This window comes from Methanomassiliicoccales archaeon, assembly GCA_038740345.1.
Lineage (GTDB): Archaea > Thermoplasmatota > Thermoplasmata > Methanomassiliicoccales > UBA472 > JAJRAN01.
The window spans coordinates 1-20,905 of record JAVYMA010000001.1; the positions used below are offsets into that span (position 1 = coordinate 1).

At 55.6% G+C, this 20,905-nt stretch carries 21 protein-coding genes; 11 read left to right on the top strand and 10 right to left on the bottom strand.

Annotated features, from left to right (window positions below; all coding sequences use genetic code 11):
- From QW520_00005 to QW520_00020, 4 genes are all read left to right on the top strand, one after another.
- The coding region (locus QW520_00005; protein MEM0448193.1) for a hypothetical protein at positions 1-909 on the top strand (909 nt) is incomplete at its 5' end.
- 760 nt (positions 910-1,669) lie between these two features.
- Positions 1,670-2,755 (top strand): permease, encoded by a 1,086-nt coding sequence (locus tag QW520_00010; protein MEM0448194.1) that lies wholly within the window; start codon positions 1,670-1,672, stop codon positions 2,753-2,755.
- A 42-nt stretch (positions 2,756-2,797) separates the two neighbouring features.
- Complete coding sequence (locus QW520_00015) at positions 2,798-3,019, top strand: thioredoxin family protein (GenBank protein MEM0448195.1); 222 nt, start codon at positions 2,798-2,800, stop codon at positions 3,017-3,019.
- The gene (locus QW520_00020; GenBank protein ID MEM0448196.1) at positions 3,016-3,453 is read left to right on the top strand and encodes a putative zinc-binding protein; all 438 of its coding nucleotides are present in this window, start codon (positions 3,016-3,018) and stop codon (positions 3,451-3,453) included. The genes QW520_00015 and QW520_00020 overlap by 4 nt, the downstream gene beginning before the upstream one ends.
- A gap of 107 nt (positions 3,454-3,560) precedes the next feature.
- On the opposite strand, the gene QW520_00025 is transcribed toward QW520_00020, so the two are convergent.
- The gene (locus tag QW520_00025) at positions 3,561-3,974 is read right to left on the bottom strand and encodes a metalloregulator ArsR/SmtB family transcription factor (protein ID MEM0448197.1); all 414 of its coding nucleotides are present in this window, start codon (positions 3,972-3,974) and stop codon (positions 3,561-3,563) included.
- 34 nt (positions 3,975-4,008) lie between these two features.
- Positions 4,009-4,449 (bottom strand): arsenate reductase ArsC, encoded by a 441-nt coding sequence (locus tag QW520_00030; protein ID MEM0448198.1) that lies wholly within the window; start codon positions 4,447-4,449, stop codon positions 4,009-4,011.
- A gap of 95 nt (positions 4,450-4,544) precedes the next feature.
- Between QW520_00030 and arsB the strand changes: the two genes are divergently transcribed.
- The 3 genes from arsB to QW520_00045 all read left to right on the top strand — a co-directional run bounded on the left by arsB (position 4,545) and on the right by QW520_00045 (position 8,156).
- Entirely contained in the window at positions 4,545-5,669 is a 1,125-nt protein-coding gene (gene arsB / locus QW520_00035; protein ID MEM0448199.1) for an ACR3 family arsenite efflux transporter, read from the top strand.
- Positions 5,670-5,873: 204 nt separating this feature from the next.
- Entirely contained in the window at positions 5,874-6,503 is a 630-nt protein-coding gene (locus QW520_00040; protein ID MEM0448200.1) for a (Fe-S)-binding protein, read from the top strand.
- Positions 6,504-6,869: 366 nt separating this feature from the next.
- Complete coding sequence (locus tag QW520_00045) at positions 6,870-8,156, top strand: sodium-dependent transporter (GenBank protein ID MEM0448201.1); 1,287 nt, start codon at positions 6,870-6,872, stop codon at positions 8,154-8,156.
- Positions 8,157-8,173: 17 nt separating this feature from the next.
- On the opposite strand, the gene QW520_00050 is transcribed toward QW520_00045, so the two are convergent.
- Entirely contained in the window at positions 8,174-9,454 is a 1,281-nt protein-coding gene (locus QW520_00050) for an SLC13 family permease (GenBank protein MEM0448202.1), read from the bottom strand.
- A 107-nt stretch (positions 9,455-9,561) separates the two neighbouring features.
- Positions 9,562-9,996: a CBS domain-containing protein gene (locus QW520_00055; protein ID MEM0448203.1), complete on the bottom strand. Its 435-nt coding sequence runs from the start codon at positions 9,994-9,996 to the stop codon at positions 9,562-9,564.
- 364 nt (positions 9,997-10,360) lie between these two features.
- Here QW520_00055 and QW520_00060 point away from each other — a divergent pair, with 364 nt between their 5' ends.
- Positions 10,361-11,221: a class I SAM-dependent methyltransferase gene (locus QW520_00060; protein MEM0448204.1), complete on the top strand. Its 861-nt coding sequence runs from the start codon at positions 10,361-10,363 to the stop codon at positions 11,219-11,221.
- A 90-nt stretch (positions 11,222-11,311) separates the two neighbouring features.
- Complete coding sequence (locus tag QW520_00065) at positions 11,312-12,220, top strand: methyltransferase domain-containing protein (GenBank protein ID MEM0448205.1); 909 nt, start codon at positions 11,312-11,314, stop codon at positions 12,218-12,220.
- Positions 12,221-12,272: 52 nt separating this feature from the next.
- Here the strand turns inward: QW520_00065 and QW520_00070 are convergent, their stop codons facing one another.
- A complete protein-coding gene (locus tag QW520_00070) occupies positions 12,273-13,034 on the bottom strand; it encodes an ABC transporter ATP-binding protein (protein MEM0448206.1) in 762 nt (253 codons plus the stop codon).
- Positions 13,035-13,126: 92 nt separating this feature from the next.
- On the opposite strand from QW520_00070, the gene QW520_00075 reads away from it, so the two are divergent.
- Both QW520_00075 and QW520_00080 read left to right on the top strand, forming a co-directional pair.
- Positions 13,127-14,569 (top strand): hypothetical protein, encoded by a 1,443-nt coding sequence (locus tag QW520_00075; protein ID MEM0448207.1) that lies wholly within the window; start codon positions 13,127-13,129, stop codon positions 14,567-14,569.
- Positions 14,570-14,691: 122 nt separating this feature from the next.
- Positions 14,692-15,789, top strand: coding sequence for an iron ABC transporter permease (locus tag QW520_00080; GenBank protein MEM0448208.1), 1,098 nt, complete (start codon positions 14,692-14,694; stop codon positions 15,787-15,789).
- Between the two features lie 98 nt (positions 15,790-15,887).
- Here QW520_00080 and QW520_00085 read toward each other — a convergent pair whose 3' ends face one another.
- From QW520_00085 to cfbA, 5 genes are read right to left on the bottom strand one after another with little or no spacing between them, the layout of a single operon-like run.
- Positions 15,888-17,243 (bottom strand): cobyrinate a,c-diamide synthase, encoded by a 1,356-nt coding sequence (locus tag QW520_00085; GenBank protein MEM0448209.1) that lies wholly within the window; start codon positions 17,241-17,243, stop codon positions 15,888-15,890.
- Positions 17,240-18,034 carry a P-loop NTPase gene (locus QW520_00090; protein ID MEM0448210.1) on the bottom strand — a complete coding sequence of 265 codons (795 nt, stop codon included), beginning with the start codon at positions 18,032-18,034 and terminating at the stop codon, positions 17,240-17,242. The genes QW520_00085 and QW520_00090 overlap by 4 nt, the downstream gene beginning before the upstream one ends.
- On the bottom strand, positions 18,031-19,116 hold the full coding sequence (gene cfbD / locus QW520_00095) for a Ni-sirohydrochlorin a,c-diamide reductive cyclase catalytic subunit (protein ID MEM0448211.1): 1,086 nt from the start codon (positions 19,114-19,116) through the stop codon (positions 18,031-18,033). Before cfbD ends, QW520_00090 begins: the two co-directional genes overlap by 4 nt.
- Positions 19,113-20,411 carry a coenzyme F430 synthase gene (gene cfbE, locus QW520_00100; GenBank protein MEM0448212.1) on the bottom strand — a complete coding sequence of 433 codons (1,299 nt, stop codon included), beginning with the start codon at positions 20,409-20,411 and terminating at the stop codon, positions 19,113-19,115. The genes cfbD and cfbE overlap by 4 nt, the downstream gene beginning before the upstream one ends.
- Entirely contained in the window at positions 20,408-20,806 is a 399-nt protein-coding gene (cfbA, locus tag QW520_00105) for a sirohydrochlorin nickelochelatase (protein MEM0448213.1), read from the bottom strand. The genes cfbE and cfbA overlap by 4 nt, the downstream gene beginning before the upstream one ends.
- Positions 20,807-20,905: the final 99 nt, after the last annotated feature.

Here is a 20,905-nt window from a genome sequence, read left to right on the forward strand (position 1 = left end):
ATTATATTTTCAAATTTAATATATAATAATAAAGATAAAAATTTAAGCTATATTTACAATATTCGTTTAAGTTTACTCATTATTTCCATTGTGATTCCTTTAAGTTATTGGAGTTACATAACTGGTCAAATATCGATGATAGGTTATCAAATAGAAAAAATTATATCGCTAGATTTTCAAGCGAGACCTATTTTGGGGCAATTTCTTCAAGGTTCTTTGATCAATCAGATTATAACTACGAGCGGTTTAATTCTATTTTTCTGCCTTGGGATTATCGGTTCCTTTTGGTTAATTAATAATAATAAAAAATTCATTCAATTCTTTTTTGGTTTTTTGTGTATATCTTTAGCTTTATTAACTTTTCTCGCTACTTTTACTCAAATATTACCACTAGAACACCGATGGTTTTATGTCTCCGAAATATTTATAGCACTTCCTAGTATAATAGGAATTTTGTTAATTAGTAAAAAAAGAATAGTTTTAATGTTTATAATTTTACTTCTTATAATATTACTATTAATAAATCCCGTGGGTTCCATGGATATAATACTGACCTCAGATTCAAATAAAGTTCAAATGGCATTATTGGATTCAGAAAAAATAGGTTGGAAATTTGGAAAGCAAATTTCAAATTCAAAAATTTTAGGAGATTCTTATATTATGTATGTAGATAACCCTTTAAATTTTTCAAATAACAATGTAATAGATAATTACATTATTAATTATAATATTACGATGATAGAGTATCAGAATATTTTTTTAAGAAATCAGATCATAAATAAACCATCTAGGTTATCTAATAAAATTGTAAATATTGATTATAATCCTAATATATTATTAAATATGAATTTCAGTTTTAGCAATTATTATTCGAGCAAAAATATCAACATATATCAAAAATTAAATTAATATAAATATTTTAATATTTGAATTGTAAGTTCAGTTGAAAACAATGCAAAAATAATCACTAAAAAACATTTCTATTAAAACATTTTTGTCCTGAGATTTATTAAATTCTATGAATCATGTGATGGTAAAGAATCAGTTTTCACTATAAAATTATCATGAAGTAAAATATTATATATTTTTTTAATTTATTATATAATAAAATGATAAATTTAAAATATTTTAAACTTTAAACATCTTTACATTTCTCAAAATTTTAAACCAATATTAAAGAGTTGCTGGAATGTTGTAGATTATTCAGATTACTGAGGTTGGGTCTTTCAAAAAATTTTTTCAAAAATTAATGGCACCAACAAAAATCTATGTTTGAGATTTAACTATAATAAGATACAAGAGAATAAACTTTACTTCGCTTCGTCAGATACCAAGAAGATCAAGAGGCTCACGATTAATGGACGTTCAGTGGATATTACTCAGCTTGATGAAATCATGGCGGAGGTTTTTGCTCTTGATATCGAAGATGGGGCTGAAATATCAGAATAACTCCTTAAACGCGTTTTTAGTTTTCAACTAAACCCCGCCAAAAATATCATCTGAGTACCGGTCGGTTCTCCTGGTAGATTACAAAAAAAGATACCATATAATCCGAAGAATTTGAAAGAAAAGATCTGACTATTAAATTTTGAATATATTGTCTAAAATGTGTTAACAACCTTTATATCCTACCAAAATAGTTATCTCAAAAAAAGTTGAAATGATATCTATGAACAATTGGCTATGGAATTTTTTGCATAGCGGCATCGATGCCGTGATAGAATATCTGGCCCAGCATACGCTCACTTGCCTCATCCCAGCCTTCTTCATCGCCGGCGCGATTGTGGCCCTGGTGCGCAAGGACGCCGTCCTCAGATACTTCGGATTCGAGGTGGCGAAGTGGAAGTCGTATGGAGTCGCCTCCGTCTCCGGGACGATATTGGCGGTATGCTCCTGCACCATCCTGCCCATCTTCAGCGCCATCTACAAGAAGGGCAGCGGCATAGGTCCCGCCACCACCTTCCTCTTCTCCGGCCCAGCCATCAACATCTTGGCCGTCATCTACACGGCCCAGGTCCTAGGATACGATCTAGGCTTGACCAGGGCGATAGCCGCTGTCCTATCCTCGATCATCATCGGACTGATCATGGCCCTAATCTTCCGCAGGGAAGAGGAGAGGAGATGCCAGGAGGCGGAGAGGTGCAAGCTTGACGTCCTTTCCGCCGCGCCTCCTGAGACGAAGAGGCCCAGATGGGCAGGTGGCGTGTTCTTCCTCTTCCTGGTGCTCATCCTGGTCATAGGAGCCTCCAAGCTGGATGAGCTGGTGCGAGCGGTCAGCGTCTACTTCCTCACGGTGGGCGTGGCCATCATCCTGATATACTACTATTCTAGGGAGGAGGTGAGTGAATGGGGCCGGGAGACCTGGGACCTGGCGAAGAAGATCTTTCCCGTGCTGATTCTAGGAACGTTCATCGTGGGGGTCTTCGCCTACTTCGTGCCCCCGGAGACCTTCAAGCCCTTCCTGGGCGAGAACTCCCTGTCCTCCTGCCTCCTGGCCTCCATATTGGGCGCGGTGCTGTACATGCCCACCTTGCTGGAGGTGCCCATAATCGGGGGCGTTTTCGGATACAATGCAGGGGCGATGGCGGGTGGCCCGGCCCTCTCCCTGTTATTGGCCGGGCCGACCATCAGCCTACCTAGCGTGATCGTGCTCTGGAGGATGTTCGGGGCCAAGCATACGGTGGCCTATATGCTGCTTGTCATCGCTATTTCCACCGCCCTAGGGATGATCCTGGGGCCATTGGTGACCAGATGAGGTGATGTGAAATGATAAGGATCGAAGTCCTGGGAACAGGCTGTGCGAAGTGCAATAGAGGTGCAGAAGAACGTGCGCGAGGCCGTGGCGAGAGCAGGCATAGAGGCGGAGATCATCAAAGTGGAGGACGTGGAGAAGATGACGGAGAGGGGGGTGATGATGACGCCCGCCCTGTTCATAGACGGCCAGCCCAAGGCCATGGGCAGGATACCTAGCGTGGAGGAGATAGTCAGCATGCTGAAAGATGCCGGCCGGAAGGGATGAGTGAGATGGGGCTAAAGGATAAAGAAACGAACGGTTGCCTGCCTGAGGCGACATCATCCAAGGAGTCCTGCGGCTGCGGGAATAGGCAAGTCATCCTTTATTCGTGCGCGGGAGGTTCTAACGTCGGATATGGCAGCTACGAGGCCGCTCGCCGCCTGGTGAGAGCAGGCAAGGGCAAGCTCGCTTGCCTGGCAGGGGTCGGCGGTCATGTGCCTGTCATGGTGAGAACAGCGCAGGAGGCGGAGGTAGTGGTGTGCATTGATGGGTGCGGCGTCGCTTGCGCCAAGAGAGCGTTGGAACATATAGACGCACAACCAGACATACATGTCATCGTGACGGATATGGGAATCAAGAAGAATTATGTACTGGAGTTGAAGGAGGAAGAGGTTCAGAAAATTGTTGACAAGATAGAGGTCGAGCTCGAAAAGAGATAACGTCCTTCTCAAGCCTTGCCACGAAGAAGTTCAGGGATGTCGCGCTCCTTGCATTCGGCTACATTTTCATAAGCGCCAGTCCTTCGCCCTCGTGGCCAGGAATTAGATCAGCCTTGACTCTTCTCATTCTCCTTGCTCTCCTCGATGGATATGCACTTCCTCGCCTTATCTGTCAATGCATAGATGCGCCAACGCCTCTTGGACTGGGAGATCACCAGACCCGCTTCCTCGAGTACGTTGAGATGATAGGATAATCTGGAGTCTGAGAGCCCAGTCAATGCCTTCAGCACGCAGGGGCAGAGGTCGCACGCGGCCAAGGAATGTATGATCCTTATCCTGATGGGGTCGGAGAGGGCGTTGTGCAGCTCGGAGATCGCGCGCATCTCGTCCTCATCAGGGATGCATGCCTTGAGGCCCTCCAGCCCTCCGACGGAGCGAAGCCCGTTCTCCACCTCCTCCGGCAGCTCGGCCAAGCCCTCCAGCTTATCTTTGCCTACGCTCTCATCCTTGCTCTCGCCCATAATCTCACGCGTGTCGTCATCCCTTATCGCACTCTCAGGCCTTGAACGTTGCCTCCGCCCAGGCCTTTATGGCGTCACGAACGCGACGGAAGGCCTGCAGCTTCTGCTCCTCATCGCCAGTGGCGGCCGAGGGGTCCTCGAAGCCCTGATGCATGTGCTCCTTGCCCGGGAAGAAGGGGCAGGCCTCCTCCGCCTCGCTGCAGAGCGTGACCACCAAGTCGAACTCCTGGCCCTCGAACTCCTTCAAGGATTTGGAGCGCTTCCTGGAGATGTCTATCCCTATCTCCGCCATGGCCTTGACCGCCAAGGGATTCACCCCCGCCGGTTTGGTCCCCGCGCTCCTGGCTATGTAACGGTACGAGAAAAGATGGTTGACCAGACCCTCCGCCATCTGCGAGCGCGCCGAGTTGTGCGTGCATATGAAGAGCACGCTTTTCTTCTCTCCCTCCTTCCTTTGGCCTATATCTCCGCTCACCTTCGCACCCTCCGCCGTCTTGGTATTAACATACCTTAACACCCGTTAGGAAAACATAAATATCCAAGATATATTTCAATTTATATTGAAATGAATTGAAGGGAGCGATAGAATTGCCCGACTCTTCCTCGGCCAAGCTTTCTTTCCTGAACAAGTATCTGACTGTCTGGATCTTCCTGGCGATATTCCTCGGCATCGGCATAGGCGCTGCCCTTCCCCAGACCGCCGACTTCCTGGACTCCTTGAGCGTGGGCACCACCTCCATACCCATCGCCATCGGCCTCATCCTCATGATGTGGCCTCCCTTGGCCAAGGTGAGGTACGAGGAGCTGAGGCAGATACCCAAGCAACCTGAGGCCAAGAGGATGTTCGGTACCTCCCTGGCCCTGAACTATCTAGTTGGTCCCATGCTCATGTTCGCCCTGGCCTGGATCTTCCTGCCCGATCACCCTGAGTTCCGCATCGGCCTCATTCTGACCGGGCTGGCGAGGTGCATAGCCATGGTGATAGTCTGGAACTCCCTGGCGGAAGGGGATGGCGAGTACGCGGCCATCCTCGTGGCCCTGAACTCCGTGTTCCAGATACTGCTCTACGCCTTCTACGCCTACTTCTTGATCGCGGTGGCGTCGGAGTGGGTCTCGCCCGGCTCCGGCAGGGAGATCGACATCAGCATGTGGGACGTGGCGCAGAGCGTCCTGATATACTTGGGCATACCCTTCCTCATGGGCATCGTGACCCGCTACTCCCTCCTGCCTCGCAAGGGCCGGCAGTGGTACGAGGAGAGATTGATGCCCAAGCTGGGCAAGGTCTCGCTCCTGGCCCTGCTCTTCACCATCGTGGTCATGTTCGCCTTCAAGGGCGAATACATAATACAGAAGCCCTGGGACGTGGTATTGGTGGCCATCCCATTGCTCTTCTACTTCCTCATCATGTTCTTCCTCTCCTATTGGCTCTCGCTCAGGCTGGGCTTCGACTATCCTCATGCCACCGCGCAGAGCTTCACCGCGGCCAGCAACAATTTCGAGCTGGCCATCGCCGTCTCCATCGGCGTCTTCGGCATCGGCTCCCTGGTGGCTTTCGCCGCGGTCATAGGCCCACTCATAGAGGTGCCTGTCCTGATCTCACTGGTGAACGTGGCCTTGTGGATGAGGAGGAGGTATTGGGGGGCGAACGGGAAGCCTTTGAGAAGGTCGGAGAAGCGGGTGGGAGGCAGCTTATGAGTTGGGGCTCAAAAAGTGTATCAAATATCCCACCGTTCCACATCCGTCATCAATTTTTCACGGAATGCAGCTTCGCTTGGGTGTTTCCGACGAGTTTGCATTCAGTCTCACGAGTCCAGATTGACCATATTTCCTGCTATGGAAAAGGAGCAGGAGGAGAGCTCTTGAGAGCGAGCGCGCAAGAAGGCAGGAGGGCATGAAGGCATGGTGGTCGAAGCTGTGGACTTCTACGGGATGTCGCCTGAGGATATAGCGAAGTATCTACCTGGAAAGGATTGCGGGAACTGTGGAAGGGAGAATTGCATGGAGTTCGCGATGGCCTTGAGCCAGGGCGAGGCGGGGGTGGAGAGATGCCCTGAGATGGCCTTGCGCATGAAGGAGTCCCTCTCAGGTGTCCTCTCCATCAAGCTCGAGGTGCGCGAGGCTGATGCCTCGATGAGCACGGTGCCCGAAAGCCTCATTGCCCTTAACTCCCCTGGCCCAGACTCGCCCGTCCTGGTGACAGGTAACAGCGGTGTGACTTTGTATGCACTAAAGCTCATCTTCGAGGCCGCTCCCAAGGTGAGCGCTTGGGTGGTGCCCACGGACACCAAGGGGTTCACCGTAGATCACGCCGCGGGCATGAAGCTCATGACCCCCATGACCATCATGAGGGGGCTGACCAACAGCGCCGTGGCGGCCAAGGTCGACCATAGGACCATAGTGATACCTGGTCTCTGCGCCGGCATCGAAAGGCAAGTCGAGGCCATGACCCGTTGGAAGGTCTTGGTCGGGCCTAAGAGCGGCTTCGAGCTCCCGGCATACATCACCAAGATGAATGCAGATGAGGGGTGAGGCGTTGGGGAGTGAGAAGGGAGAATCATCGATGAGCGACTGACCGAGATTTTTCGCGGAACCTGAGATTCGCATTCATGCTCTATCAATCATCGAAAACTTATGGTTGAACGGAACGAGCCTTTAGGGAGACGGATGAGTTTTTGCCATTTGTTCTATAGCTTACGCGCCTGCATATCATGAAGGACATAGGAGCGGCGCTTCACCACGCATTCTTCGGCTGATCGCTCTTCCCTCCGCCTCCATGCCCTTGAAGAGCCCAACCCCCTTGCCGATTAGCCCGTGTCGACGTCCCAATTACAGGTATATCGGCTCGTCAGCGATTTATACGCAGGAGTTCTACCGGAAGGAGCGAAGGTGGGACAGATGGAAAGGTGGAGCTCGGGCAGGACCTTCCTCCTGGCAGCGATCGGCTCGGCGGTGGGCATAGGCAACATCTGGAGGTTCTCCTCGGTAGTGGGACAGAACGGCGGAGGGGCCTATCTCGTCCCCTACCTCGTCGCTGTGATCCTCTTCGCCATGCCCCTCATGATATTGGAGTTCGCCGTGGGGAGGGGCATGGGCAAGGACGTGGTGTCTGCATTCCTTTCCACTCGCAGCCCTTTGCGGAAGCTTGGCTGGTTGATACCCATACTTCTGACCCTGCTGCTGAGCTATTATCTCGTCATTACCGGCTGGACCCTCGCCTACGCCTTCTATTCTCTCTTGGGCATCGACGTGAAGTTCTCCGCCTTCACCTCCTCCTTATGGCCCATCGCGACCTTCGTCGCTTCCGCCCTGGCCACGGGCCTCGTCGTCTCCGCAGGCGTGAGAGGTGGCATCGAGAAGATCTCCAAGATCCTCATCCCCGTGGTCTTCATCATCCTGGTGATAATGCTCCTTTACTCCCTCACCCTCTCTGGCGTGGGAGAGGGGTTCGCCTTCCTCTTCACCCCTGACTTCAGCGTGCTAGGGGACCCTAACATCTGGAGCGCGGCCTTCGGGCAAGCCTTCTTCTCGTTGTCGGTGGGGTTCGGCATCCTGATGACCTATGGCATATACATCGAGCGGGACGTGCACATAGTGAAGTCCACGGGCTTCATAGCTTTGGGCGATCTGATGGTCGCGCTTCTCGCCGGCATGGTCATCTTCCCCATCGTCTTCACTTTGGGCCTGAGCCCGACTTTGGGAACAGAGCTGGCCTTCACCACCCTGCCCTTCGCCTTCGAGCGGCTTCCCCTGGGGCAGCTGATGGCAGTGCTGTTCTTCTCCCTGCTCTTCTTCGCCGCCCTGACCTCCTCCATCTCCATGCTCGAGGTGGACGTCACCGTGCTCATGCAGTGCAAGGGCTGGAGCAGGAAGCGCGTCACCGCCCTGCTCACCGCTGTCGTGTTTCTCATAGGCCTTTTGCCCGCTCTCAGCTACAGCTCGGTGGGCCTGAATCTGTCCGGAATACCCATACTCGACCTCATGGACACCACCGTGGGCGATTTAGGGCTGCCTATATCCGGACTGCTCATCAGCCTGGTCTTCGCCTACCATCTCGATCAAGAGAGCCTGGCCAAGGAGATAGGGGAGAGGTGGGCGAGGCCAGTCCTGCTGCTCACCCGCTACCTCGTGCCCCTCCTGCTAGGCATGGTCACCGCCCTGAGCGTGGCGAAGTTCCTGGTGTGAACATGCGCCCAAAGGCATCAGAAGAGGGTGAGGAGGACCAGCAGGCTCACCAGTCCCAGCACGGCAAAGGTAGCGGGTATGGCCACCTTGCAGTAGCTCTTCCACGACCACTCCACCCCGTTCTTCTCCGCCACCGCCAGGCCCACCACGTTGGCCGAAGCGCCTATGGGCGTGGCGTTGCCTGAAATGTCCGCCGCCAGGGCGGTGGTGTATGCCAGAGAGTCAGCGGAGACCCCGGTGTGGGCGGAGATGGAGCGTATCACAGGCAGCATGGCCGCCACCACTGGAATGTTGTCGAAGACGGCGGAGATGAGCGCCACCGACCAGAAGAGGATGAGGACCAAGAGGATGGTGCTGCCGCCAGCGGCATCGGCGATGCCATCCGCCAGTCCTTCCAGCACCCCCGTGGCCTCCAAGCCCCCCACCATCACGAACAGGCCCATGAGGAAGATGATGGTGTGCCAATCGATCTTCTCGATGATGTCGTCCAAGCGCTTGCGGCGCAGCAGCAGCACCAGGGCGGAACCCAGCACGGCCACGAAGGCCACCAGCAGGTCCAGCACATTGTGCATCACCAGCAGGGTAACGGTGAAGGCGAAGACGATGAGGGCCAGGCGCATCTGCTTTATGTCCTTGACCGCGCTGAAGGGGTCCAGGTCCTTATGCTCCTCCATGATGCGCTTGCAGTCCACCTTCTCGCAGTGGAAGGACTTGCAATACCAGAGATAGAAGATGCCCAGATTGAGCAGGAAGGCCATCACGGATATGGGGGCGGTATGGGTGATGAAATCCATGAAGGTCAGGCCCATCCCCGTCCCTATGACCACGTTGGGCGGGTCGCCCATGATGGTGGCGCTCCCGCCTATGTTGGCGGAGCAGATCATGGCTATGATCAAAGGCAGAGGGGGGACCTTGAGGATGGAGCACACCTCTATGCTCAGGGCCGCCATGAACACCAGGACGGTGATGGAGTCCATGAAGGCCGCCAGGAAGGCGGAGAGGGCGCAGAAGAGGACGAAGATGCGCAGAAACTCGAACTTGGCCAAGGCCAGGCACTTCAATCCAATCCAACGGAAGAAGCCGCTCTCGTTGAGCGCGGCCACCAGGATGAACATGCCGAAGATGAGGCCGATGGCGTTCCATTCGATGGCGGCTATGGCCTGCTCCTCGGTCAATATGCCCAGGCCGATCATGGAGAGAGCGCCGAAAATCACCAGGACGGTGCGGTCGGCCAGGTCCAGGATCATGAGTATGTATACCGCGGCGAATATGGCCAGGGCTAGGAGCGAGCTGTCCAAAGTGCATCCCGGGAAGGCGTATGCGAAGAAGATGATTTATTACTATCTGAAACGGTCTGAAACGGAAGATTAGCCTCCCCCTCCTCTGATGATGAAGGAGGAGCGGCTCAGGCGCCCACCTCTCGGCCATTCTCAATCAGGCAGGGAAGGACGTCCTTGCGGGAGACGATGCCTACCAGCTTCCTGCCCTCCAGCACGGGGAGGGAGTGGAGCCTGAACTCCACCATGTAGTCCACCGCCAGCTGAACGGGATCCTCCGGGCCCACGGATATGATGGCCTTGCGCATCACGTCACCCACCCTCTCCGCCCAGAGGTCATAGACCCTGCTCCTCGAGACGGTCCTGCCGGTGGAGAAGGCCTTCATCAGGTCCAGCTTGGTGACTATGCCTACCACCATGTCGCCCCTGACCACGGGGAAGGCGTTGAAGTCGTGCTTGTCGAAGGCCTCCCTCAGCTGCTCGATGGTCATGTCCTCGGTCACGGTCACCACTTCCCTGGTCATGACCTCCTTGACCTTTGTTTGCGCTATCTTCCTGACCATGATTCAAGCAGATGAGGGCAGGGGTATTAAAACTCAGGTGTGGAAAGGAGGGGGATTACGGCTTGCAAGAGATTGATCTTTCATCTTATTTTTCGAAGGATGCTTGCTTGACAGTGTCCTTGGAATCGACATATGACAAATAGGGATGAGCCTGAATGCTCTATCCATATTCCAACAATATGCTCGAGGACGTGGGACGAGGCATTCCTCCCCGCTCGATGCTCAGGAAATCAGTGATTTTAGCGATTATCAGCGAAGACATGATCATTCACATTACCCCTGCATGCTCAAAGTTATAGTAGCAAGAATTGAACAATCGTAGCAAAAATTAAGCGTAGAAGGAGGATTACGTATAATCAAAGTGATGAGCAACATGGAGGCTTTGACCACCTGGCTCTTGGAGATGAGGGATTTACCTTCCTTCTCATTGAATTGCGACGGGAGGAGATATCGAGAGCATTGGGACGCCCTCTCGCGCATCATTAGCCCTGAGGCTGGCGAGCATGATGTGGAAGTGGTAAGGCATCTGGTGAGGCGGGGAGCGCTGCGGAAGGGCGATCAAGTCTTGGATATAGGATGCGGACCTGGGACGCATGCCCTCCTCTTCGCCAAGGTGGCCGACCAGGTCACTGCCCTCGACTTCTCCCCCGGCATGCTGCGACAGTTGGAGCGCGCTGCTGAGTTGCAAGGGATTAGAAATTTGAGGATGGAATGCTCGGCCTGGGAGGATTTCGAACCCGCGCGAACCTACGACCTGGTCTTCTCCTCCTTCTGCCCCGCCGTGCTTGAGCCTGGATCGATTATCCGCATGGAATCGCTTTCGCGCCGCAGCTGCTGCCTGGTAAGCCACATGGGTGGGAGCAGAGACCCCTACGTCGCACTCCTATCCCATCTAGCGGGAAAAGATCTAACGCTTCACGGCCTCGATATCAGATTCCCCTTGGCCTTCCTGAGAGAATTGGGCCGAGAACCGATTCTGGTCACCGTCGAGGTGGAGACGAGTTTTGACGCGTCATCTTTGGATAAGGAGACGCTGCGTTCCTACCTACATTGCTTCAAGGAAGTAGAGGACGTTCGATGCGAGGAGGTGGAGACAGCGGTGCGACGTCGTCTCCTACAAACAGGATCCAAATTGGTGATGGGGGTGCTGATTTGGGAGCGCCCCTCTGTCCTCGAGCGAAATGTGAGCTGTCGTGAGCCGGAGGAATGGAGATGCCGGGATTGAAAGGGACGATAGCACCAATGCTCGGTCTCGCTTTCGCCCAGCAGTAGTCTAATCTACGACACTAAGAACGCCACCGGGGCAGGGGAAAAGATGCGCGCACGGGAAGAGCACAGAGATGGTGGGGAGACTCGTATGAATGCCGAGTGCAAATTGATAATCAAGGAATGGGAGGAGGTCAGGCAACGCATACCTCATATCGCGGCCAAGGTGCAGCCGGAAGCGATGAGCGCCTATTGGGGAAGAGCGTCCAGACGCTACGAGGACTGCGTCTTCGGCCAGGACGTGGAGGGGAGAACGGTGGAGCTGCTCAGACGTGAAGGCCATCTGCGGCCGGGAGACCGCGTGCTGGACATAGGATGCGGCCCTGGCACCCATGCGCTGCTATTCGCCGAGACCGCAGACGAGGTGGTCTGCTTGGATTACTCCAAGGACATGTTGGAGAGGCTGCAAAACAAGGCCGCTTCCGCTGGGGTAAAGAATATTACTCCACTCCATGGCACGTGGGAGGATTTCTCTACTCGGAAGCGCTTCGATCTGGTCTTCTCCTCCTTCTGCCCTGCCACCAACGATTGGAGATCCTTGCTCAGGATGGAGTCTCTGTCGCGCCGCAGCTGCTGTCTGGTCGCCTCGGCCAAGCCATTACGCGATTCGTTGCAGTTCCGCATCCTGGATGCCATAGGCCCCAACTCCTTTTCCAATCAGGGCTACGACATCATGTATCCTTTGCGATTCTTGCACTCCCTGGGCCGTTGCCCTAGCCTCTGGACCTTTATGACTTATGTGGAGGTGAAGAGGACACGAGAGGAGATCATTGAGGGGCAGCTAGATTACCTCAGCCTCCTTATGCCAGTGGGAGAGAGGGAGAGAAGCATAGTGGAACGGGAGGTAGAGCGAGCCCCTTGGATAAACGGCAGCTTAAGAGAGCCCAGACGGGTCGGGGTGCTGTTCTGGGAGAGAGTAGAAGAGAATGGGAGTGACTGCAGAGGTGTCAGGAAATAGAATTTTTGCCCGAAGTCGAGGCGAAGGGGGATGAAAAGAACGATAGCAGAGATCACATCACTAGCACTCTTTTTCTTCCGTAGACCTCCGCGATGACGGTCTCCACCCCATAAGCCTTCCTTATATTCTCCGTTGTGAGGACCTCATCCCTGGCGCCCGCGGCCAATACCTTTCCTTCGTGCAGCATCACCACCTTGTCGCAGAAGCGCATGGCTAAGTCGAGATCATGTACCACGGCGCAGGCGCCGATGTTCTTGGTCAGGACCTGATTGCGTATGGAGCGCATGACCTCGATCTGGTGCTTTATGTCCAGATTGCTGGTCGGCTCATCGAGAAGAAGCATGCGCACCTGCTGAGCGATAGCCCTGGCCAAGAGGACTCTCTGCGCTTGCCCGCTGCTAAGTTGGTCGAACCTCTTCAGGGCGAGGTCCTTGACGCGCATCTCCTCCATGGCCTCCCAAGCGATGTCACGATCCCTCTTCGTGTAATCCCAAGTGATGTGCGGTCTCCGACCCATGAGCACCACTTCGAATACGGTGGGCGTGCACATCTCGGCGCTGGCGTTCTGAGGCACATACCCTATTTTCCTGGTGAGCTCCAGGCGCGTGAGCTCTTTGACATCCTCTTCATCGATGGCGATCCTCCCTTGCTTGGGCGTGAGTATGCCGTTGATGCATCTGAGCATGGTGGTCTTACCTGACCCATTGGGCCCTACGAGGCCTAGTATCTCCCCTGGGAACGCTTCCAGGCATACGTCCTGCAGCACGCTGACGCTGCCGTAACTGAAAACCACATCATCCATCTTGAGGAGCATGTCTCTCAGTGCATAACTGAAATTTATTAGTAATAATTTTCTCTTATTCGTGTTACAAAATATTTTATACTATTTTACAATTCGTGTTACTCATGAAATTGAAATTTCTCGCAATCATACTGGCCGCAATCGTGGTTCTTTCTGGTGTCGGTGTGTACGCCGCCTTTTCGATGCCGAAGGACAACAAGTCCAAAGAGAAGGATATCACCACCATAGCCCTGGAGGTCTACGGCAACGCCGACGGCGATTCCAACGTGGACATGGACGACGTCAGCGTGCTTGAAAGATACCTTTCCTTGAAGTCCAGAGGCCCCACACCGCAGGAGATGCAGGACTTCTACAACGAGACCAATTTCAACGAGGAGCTGGCCGATGCCAATGGGGACGGTACAATTGACGATCTGGACGTGCAGCAGACCAGGGCCGTGGTGGAGAGGAAGGCGACCCACCTTTGGCTTAAAGACGGCATCGGCGCCAAGCGCAAGGTGGACCTCAACATATCCAGAATCGGCGCGGAGTACTACTCCAATGTGGAGCTCTGCTTGATCTTAGGGCTGGCGGACAAGATTGTGGCGGTGGACAACGCCCCTTACATGTACCGCGACTTCTACTTCACCGAGCGGCAGAAGGCCAATATCACGAACCTGGTCAACATGAACACTCCTGATTATCCCTTCGTGAACGAGCTCAACCTCGACATCCTCCTGGTCTTCTACACCAACGGCTACGAGACCAAGCAGACCAAGATCATCGACTGCGACGTCATCTATCTCGGCCTCTACAATCCCGACATGTCCAATGCCAGAGGTTCCAACTTCATCCAGGGCATCCTGAAGGCGGGATACATCTTCGGCAAGGTGGAGAGGGCCGAGGCCTACGCCAACTGGGTGCTGGAGACCCGGGACCGCCTGGCGGCCATAGCCGCCTCCATACCCGAAGAGGAGAAGCCTATGGTGCTGATGAGCACCTTCCAGAACTCCTACTTCATGGACCCGAACATCAAGACCGCCACCGTATATTGCTTCACCGACCCCTTGGGCCAGGCCTGCCTGCTGGGGGGTGGGAGGAACATAGGATATGAGCTGTATGGCAGCACCTACAACACCAGCCTCTCCCAGAGGTCTCAGGTGGACGCCCTCTTCAACGATGACAACCGCACTCAGATCGAGTACATCTTCCTGCACATGGTGAAGTACACCTATGGAGGTCAGGTGGTGGCGGGCGTGCCGGAGCATGGATACTTGGCCAGGAGCCACGCTGAGATCGCCTCCGCCTGGAACAACGCCACCTCTCCCGCCCATACCCTCATGGTGGACATAGACCCCAACAAGGTATTCCTCATCGCAGGGGACTTCAGGAACGGTCCCACGGGAGCGGTGCTCTTGGGCGCCTACATCGGCAACATAATCAATCATGAGTACTACAAGAGCATAGACCCCATCGCCCTGCACAACCACTACATCAGGGATTGGCTGGGCATCAAGGGGTACGATGTCTCGCGCGACGGGGTGTTCATGTACCATCCGTACAGATGAGAGCCCAGACCAATGAGAGGCGTTGAGGCACACGGCAACGGCTTGGGGAGACCTGCCTCTCTACCGAGCCTCCAAACCCTTTAAGAATAGTACTGGCACAAGGTGAATGAGGAATCAAGGACATGATGGAAAATGGGATGATGCGCTGGTTGCGCCGGGAGGAGTTGGGAGACGTCCAGAAGGAGATGGTGCGAAGGCTCAGAGTCAAGAAAATCGCCATCATCTCCGCCCTGCTCGCCCTCTTGGTGGCGGTGATGGCCTACTCCATCACCATCTCCTCCACCACTATAACGCCCCAGCAGGTCTATAAAGTAATAATCAACCAGATCTTCCCCGGCACGTTCCAGATACCTTACAAGACGGAGCAGATCGTGCTGCAGGTCTATGCTCCCCGAGTCTTCATGGCCACTTTCGTGGGCGCCATATTGGCCATAGCCGGCTGCATAGTGCAGACCATAATGCGCAATCCTCTTGCCACGCCTTACACCTTGGGCGTCTCCGCCAGCGCCTCCTTCGGCGCTTCCCTCGCCATCATCATGGGCCTGGTGGCGTGGGCGGGGACCATGGGGATAATCCTTAACGCCTTCCTCTTCTCCCTCCTGCCCGCGGGCATAATACTCATAGCCTCCTTCCGCCGGGCCATGATGCCCACTACCATGATTCTCGTGGGCATCTCCATCTCCTACATCTTCTCCGCCTCCACCATATTGGTGCAATACTTCGGTTCCGTGGACGCGGTAAAATCCGCCCTCTTCTGGTCCGTGGGAGACCTCAACAGCGCCTCCCTCTGGCAGGTGCCTTACGTGATGGTTATGTTCGTGATCACCTTGGCGGCCTCCATCTGGCTGGTGAAGGACGTCAACGTGATGCGCATGGGCGATGACACCGCCATGGCGCTGGGGGTGAACGTCAAGCGCGTACGCCTGCTCGCAATAATCCTAGCTTGCGTCTCCACCGCCGTGGTGGTCAGCTTCACCGGCGCCATCGGCTTCATTTGCCTGCTGGCGCCGCATATAGCGCGCCTCCTGTTGGGAGGGGATCTGAAATACCTCATCCCGGCCTCGGCGGTGATGGGCGCGCTACTGCTCTCGGCAGCGGATATCATCTCCAAGGATCTCATCAACCCCATAATGCTACCCGTCGGGGCCATAACCGCCCTCATCGGAGGGCCAATACTGATCTATCTCTTATTGGCCAGGAGAGATGCGATGTCGATATGAGCCTCCTTAAGCCCATCGATTGCAGAAATGAGGGGGTGGTATGAGAAAGCCTATGGCGCCAACGGCCTTCTTCATGTTAGATTCTAGCCACAATCTCGTTAAGGCACATGATCGCGGATGAAGCTCACCATGCCCGTACCCCATCTCTTGTTGGCCAGGGCGTGCTGGTGCATGTAGGTGCCGATGGTGTTCCTCATCCTCAGGCCATCATGCGAGCCGTCTATGCCTGTGCCGCGAAGGACCTCGTACACATATGGGCCGGAGGGCGTGGGCAACAGGCGTGAGTAGTGGAACTCGTGGGCCACGATCTCCACTCCAGGGAAGAGCGGGTTGTCGGGCGTGGCCCTCGCCCTCACGTAGGCCAAGCCCTGCCTGTGAGTCGTCAGCTCCGCCCTATAAGGGAACACGTCGGCCATCTGCCATTCTTCACCTCCATAGACGATGGAGCGGCACAAGGCCATCATGCCTCCGCACTCCCCGTATATCAACTTCCCCTCCGCGGATGCCCTCCCGATGCCTTCCAGAAAGTCGAGATTAGAGGATAGCTCACGCTGATATATCTCGGGGTAGCCTCCTCCCAAATAATGTGCATCGGCTTCGGGGAGAGAATCGCCATCGGCCGGGCTATAAAACACGATCTCAGCCCCCGCGCACCTGAGGGATTCCAAGTTCTCCTCGTAATAGAAGGAGAAGGCCTTGTCACGGGGGACCGCCACCTTCACTCTTGCTCCATCCCCTTTTAGGAAGGGACTGACGGCAGGGAAATCGATGTCCGGCGCGCTCTCCGCGATGCCCAATATCCTCTCCAGGTCGAGCTCAGAGGCGTAGGACTCGATGATGCGCATCGTCTCCCTTACATCCTGCTCTGGAACGGTCACCAGGCCGAGATGCCTCTCTGCCAGGCGCTCCTGTCTGCGCTCCACCACCCCCACCACCTCCGTGCCGGTCAGGGACTGCACCGCCTCCACCGCCTTCTGGCGATGTCTTGGCCCGCTCACCTGATTCAGGATGACGCCCGCGATATGCACCTCGGGATCCAATGCTTTGAAGCCCAGCACGTGCGCGGCGGCGCTCTTGGCCAACGATCTGGCGTTCACTACCAGGATGACCGGCGCCTTCAGGATCTTGGCAATCTCCGCGGTGGAGCCTTCATCACCGGTGGCGGTCAAGCCATCATAGAGCCCGCGCACGCCCTCTATCACCGCCACGTCCGCGTCCCTCGTGGCCCAACCGAAGAGGTTGCGCAGCGTGCCCCGATCCATGAACACCGAGTCTAAGTTGCGCGAGGGTCGGCCTGTGGCGGCGCGATGGAACATGGGGTCGATGAAATCGGGCCCTACCTTGAAGCCCTGCACCCTCATGCGCTTGGAGAGCAGGGACATTATGCCGGTGGCCAACGTGGTCTTGCCCACACCGCTGCTGGCCCCTGCGATCACCACTCGGGGTACGCTCAAGCCATACTCCCCCTGAGCAGTGCTCGAATATCCTCAGGCTCCATCGGTCGCGGGAGGGCGAAGTCCTTATTGCGCATCATGGCCTCGGCCAAGGAGCGGTAGGCCGATGCCTGGGCGCTTGCAGGAGCGCATTCTATTACTGTCATCCCCTGGTTCTCGCATTCCCTTACCACCGGGTCGCGAGGGATGAAGGCGATCATCCTTGTGCCTATTTGAGAGGCGAACTCCGCCACCACATTCCTCTCGCCCTCCACCTCCCTGGAGTTGCAGATGATGCCCCCCAGTTTGACGTTCAGGTTGCGCAGCCCCTTGGCGATGTTGTTCGCTGCGTATAGGGACAGGTACTCGCCGCTGGTCACGATATACACCTCGTCCGCGTACCTCTCCCGCAGCGGCGCCGCGAAACCCCCGCACACCACATCCCCTGGTACGTCGTAGATTATGACATCTATGTTCTCTTTAGAGAAATGATCCTTGGAGAGCGCCTGCACGGCTACAATTATGCCCCTTCCCGCGCAGCCCACGCCTGCCAGCGGCCCCCCCACCTCCACGCAGCGCACCCCTCCATATCCGACAGCGACCTCATAGGGCTTCCCCTGGCCCGTCCCCTTCATCATCTCCAGGAAGGCCTGCGCCCTCTGCCCACGCAGCAGGGTCATGGAGCCGTCGCTCTTCGGGTCGCACCCCACGTACCATGTGATCAGGCCCTTTTCCGCCAGCGCGGCCGCCACGTTGGCGGAGATGGTGGACTTGCCGATGCCTCCCTTCCCATAGATAGCTATCTGCCTCAGGCCATCCCCCCATCAACTATCTGCCTGATGGTCTCGCCCAACTCGTTCTTCAGGATGCCGTGGGCGCTCATCACCATGGCGTGCGTGTTTATCTCGCCCACGCTCTTGGCGAACCCTCTATCGATGTAGTTGCGCAGCTCCCGGGGCTGATCCGTGACCAGGATGTCCTCAGGTGTTATCCCTGGTACGGCGTGAGGCAGGCCGGCAAAGATGCGCAGATCGGCCCTTTCCCTCTCCAAGAAGCGTGCCGCCCTCTCTCCCGCCACGGGGTACTCGTCCAAGCCTCCGGTTATTAGCGCGAGCTCGACATCCGCCTCCTTGAGGTCCCTTTGGATCTCTCGCGCATAGCGGCGTATGCGGGGCAGACCAATCTCTGTGGACAGGTTGCCCAGGTGCAGCGTCTCCCCGCCCACCCTGGAGCGCGCGTACTCCACGGCCCGCATCACGTCCGCGAAGCCGAAGGCCGTCTCCTTCTTGGCATTCAAGGTCACGCTGACCCTTTTGCCCTGGCGCAGCGCCCTTACTATCTCCAAGGCCACGCTCAGCTTGGTGGCGCCGGGATGGGGTTCGAGGTACCGGCGGGAGGTCAGGCCCCTGTCCGCCTCTATCAGTGTCGCTCGGGTCAGCATCTCCTTCTGCCGCAAATACTCCTCCTGGCTGATGACTCCCTGCTGCGCCGCTACCTCCAAGGTCCTGATCGCGCCCGACGTGTTCGGGCCCGCGCAGCCGTGAGTGTCCACCGCCAGCACCTTCGCCTTCAGCCCCGCTTTCTTGATGGCGGAGTCGAGATTCTCCCCTATGATCATGGAGGCGCAGGTGCCCACGATGCCCACTAATCTGGGATGGAACTCCTGCTCCACCTGTGCCAAGACCCGCACCAGCTTCTCCTCCGCCCCGAATATCAGATCCCCTTCCCTCATCCCCGTGGTGACCACTCTCACCCCCGCCTCCTCCAGGCGCCGGGAGGCCATGAAGCCGCAGCCAGCAGGGCCGTGCATGACCACCACCTCCGCCTCCAGGTCGCGTAAGGTGTACATGGCGGCCACGATAGGATTGGGACGGGGATGCAGCACTTCAGTCATGTGAACCCCTCTTTCATGCACCAGAGCAGCACCTCATGTTTATACTCGGCATCCTTTTGCGAGGCAATGAGCTCGAAGCCCTCATGCTGCTCGGGGGCGTTCTCGGAAAGGTAAAGACCTTCGACACTTGGATGCTGGCCGAGGGCGTCTCTAATAGCTTTCAGGTCGAGCTTCTCGCACACTTTTACGCTCACTGGGTCCACCACCACCCCTAAGTCCCTGATTCCATAATCCCTCTCCAGCACCGATACCAGGTATTCGAGGGAAGAGGCCGACACCCCGGGGTTGCGCTCCTTGATCGTCCATCCTCCCTGCCTGGCCTGCAGCTCGCCCCTTCCCGGTATCCCATGGAAATGCTCCAATGATTCCATGGCCAGGTCCAGGTTTTCGTTCATCGCCATGAGTGCGGCGAAGCTGGCCTCAAGGGCGGTGGAGTACGCAGCACCCAAGAAATCGCCTGGCATGCTGAAGCCGTAGAGGCACTCGGGGCAGCGGAAGGCGGCGTGCACTGGCTGACCCAATCTCATGTCCTCCGGGAGGAGCAATTGGACATCACCTCCGCGTCCGAAGGTGATAGCTCTCCTGCCTTGCGGGAGATGGGGGAGCCAGATATCCTTTTCTGCGGCCGGGAACAGGGCTGTGCCTCCCTCCTTCATCAAAGTCAGCATCTGCTTCTTGCCGTCAGAGGCGCGGCGCGTGCCCTGCGCGATATGATAATCATGTGATAGCGAGGTTATGATGCCCACGTCAGCGCTGCCCGTCCCCCCCAGGCTCACCTCCAGTACGGCGATGTCCTGTCCCATGCGCACCTTGCTCATCCTCAGCACTGAGGCGGGAGCGATGCTGGAGCGAGGCTCTAACACCTTGGTGCCCGTCTTATCTACCAAGAAGGCGCCCCGGCTGCTGAGGGCCAGGACCTTCTTCCCCGCGTAGGCCAGCTGATGCGCCAGGAGGTGCACGGTAGAGGTTTTCGCCCCCAATCCCGTTACTTCCACCACCGGGACGCTGAACCTCGCCAGCCGCCCTACAGCCTCGTGATGCGTGAGCCTGGTGTCGAAGCTCGCTCCTCCGATATAGCGATCCGGGCAGTGCACTGGGGCCACCAACAGGTCGAAGTGCTCCCTGGGGGCCGCCGAAAGCACCCTGATCCCCTCCTCCCGCAGCTGCCTCTTCATGGCCAGAGGAGCGGTGTGATACACGTCCACCGCCGTCACCTCCTGCCCCTGACTTAGATATTCTCGGGCCAGGACCTCCGCGCCGTGCGTGAGGTCAAGAAGAAGTACCCTCAAGCTCACCCCTTCTTCATCCTTTCCTTGATGCGATCGGACAATATGTCCGCGATGCGCTCATCCGCGCCGATGGGACCGCAGTACTTCAGGACTATCTTCTTGCCCTCGATCATCATCTCGCCTTCGTTCTGGCCCTTCTTCAAGCCTAGCTCGCCAGGGATGTCCTCGGTGAGGTGTATGCCCGAAGCCAGGAAGCAGGGCTGCACGTAGATGGTATCGACCCCTCTCTTGACCAGATTGGCTATTCCCGTCTTTATGTCCGGTTGGTTGAGCTGCATGAAAGCCGCCTCCACCGGCCCGAACTCCTTCCTGCTCTCCAGTATCTCCGCCATGCGCACCACCAGGTCTCGATTGTAAGCTAGCTTGCTCCCATGCCCTACCACAAGGACGCCCATTCTCATCTTTTAACGCTCCTTTCCCTTTTCCTTTCCTTTTTGCCTGCAAATCGGCCTTACTAGGCCTTTGTCAATGAATAAACTCTGATAAAAAGTTTGATGAGA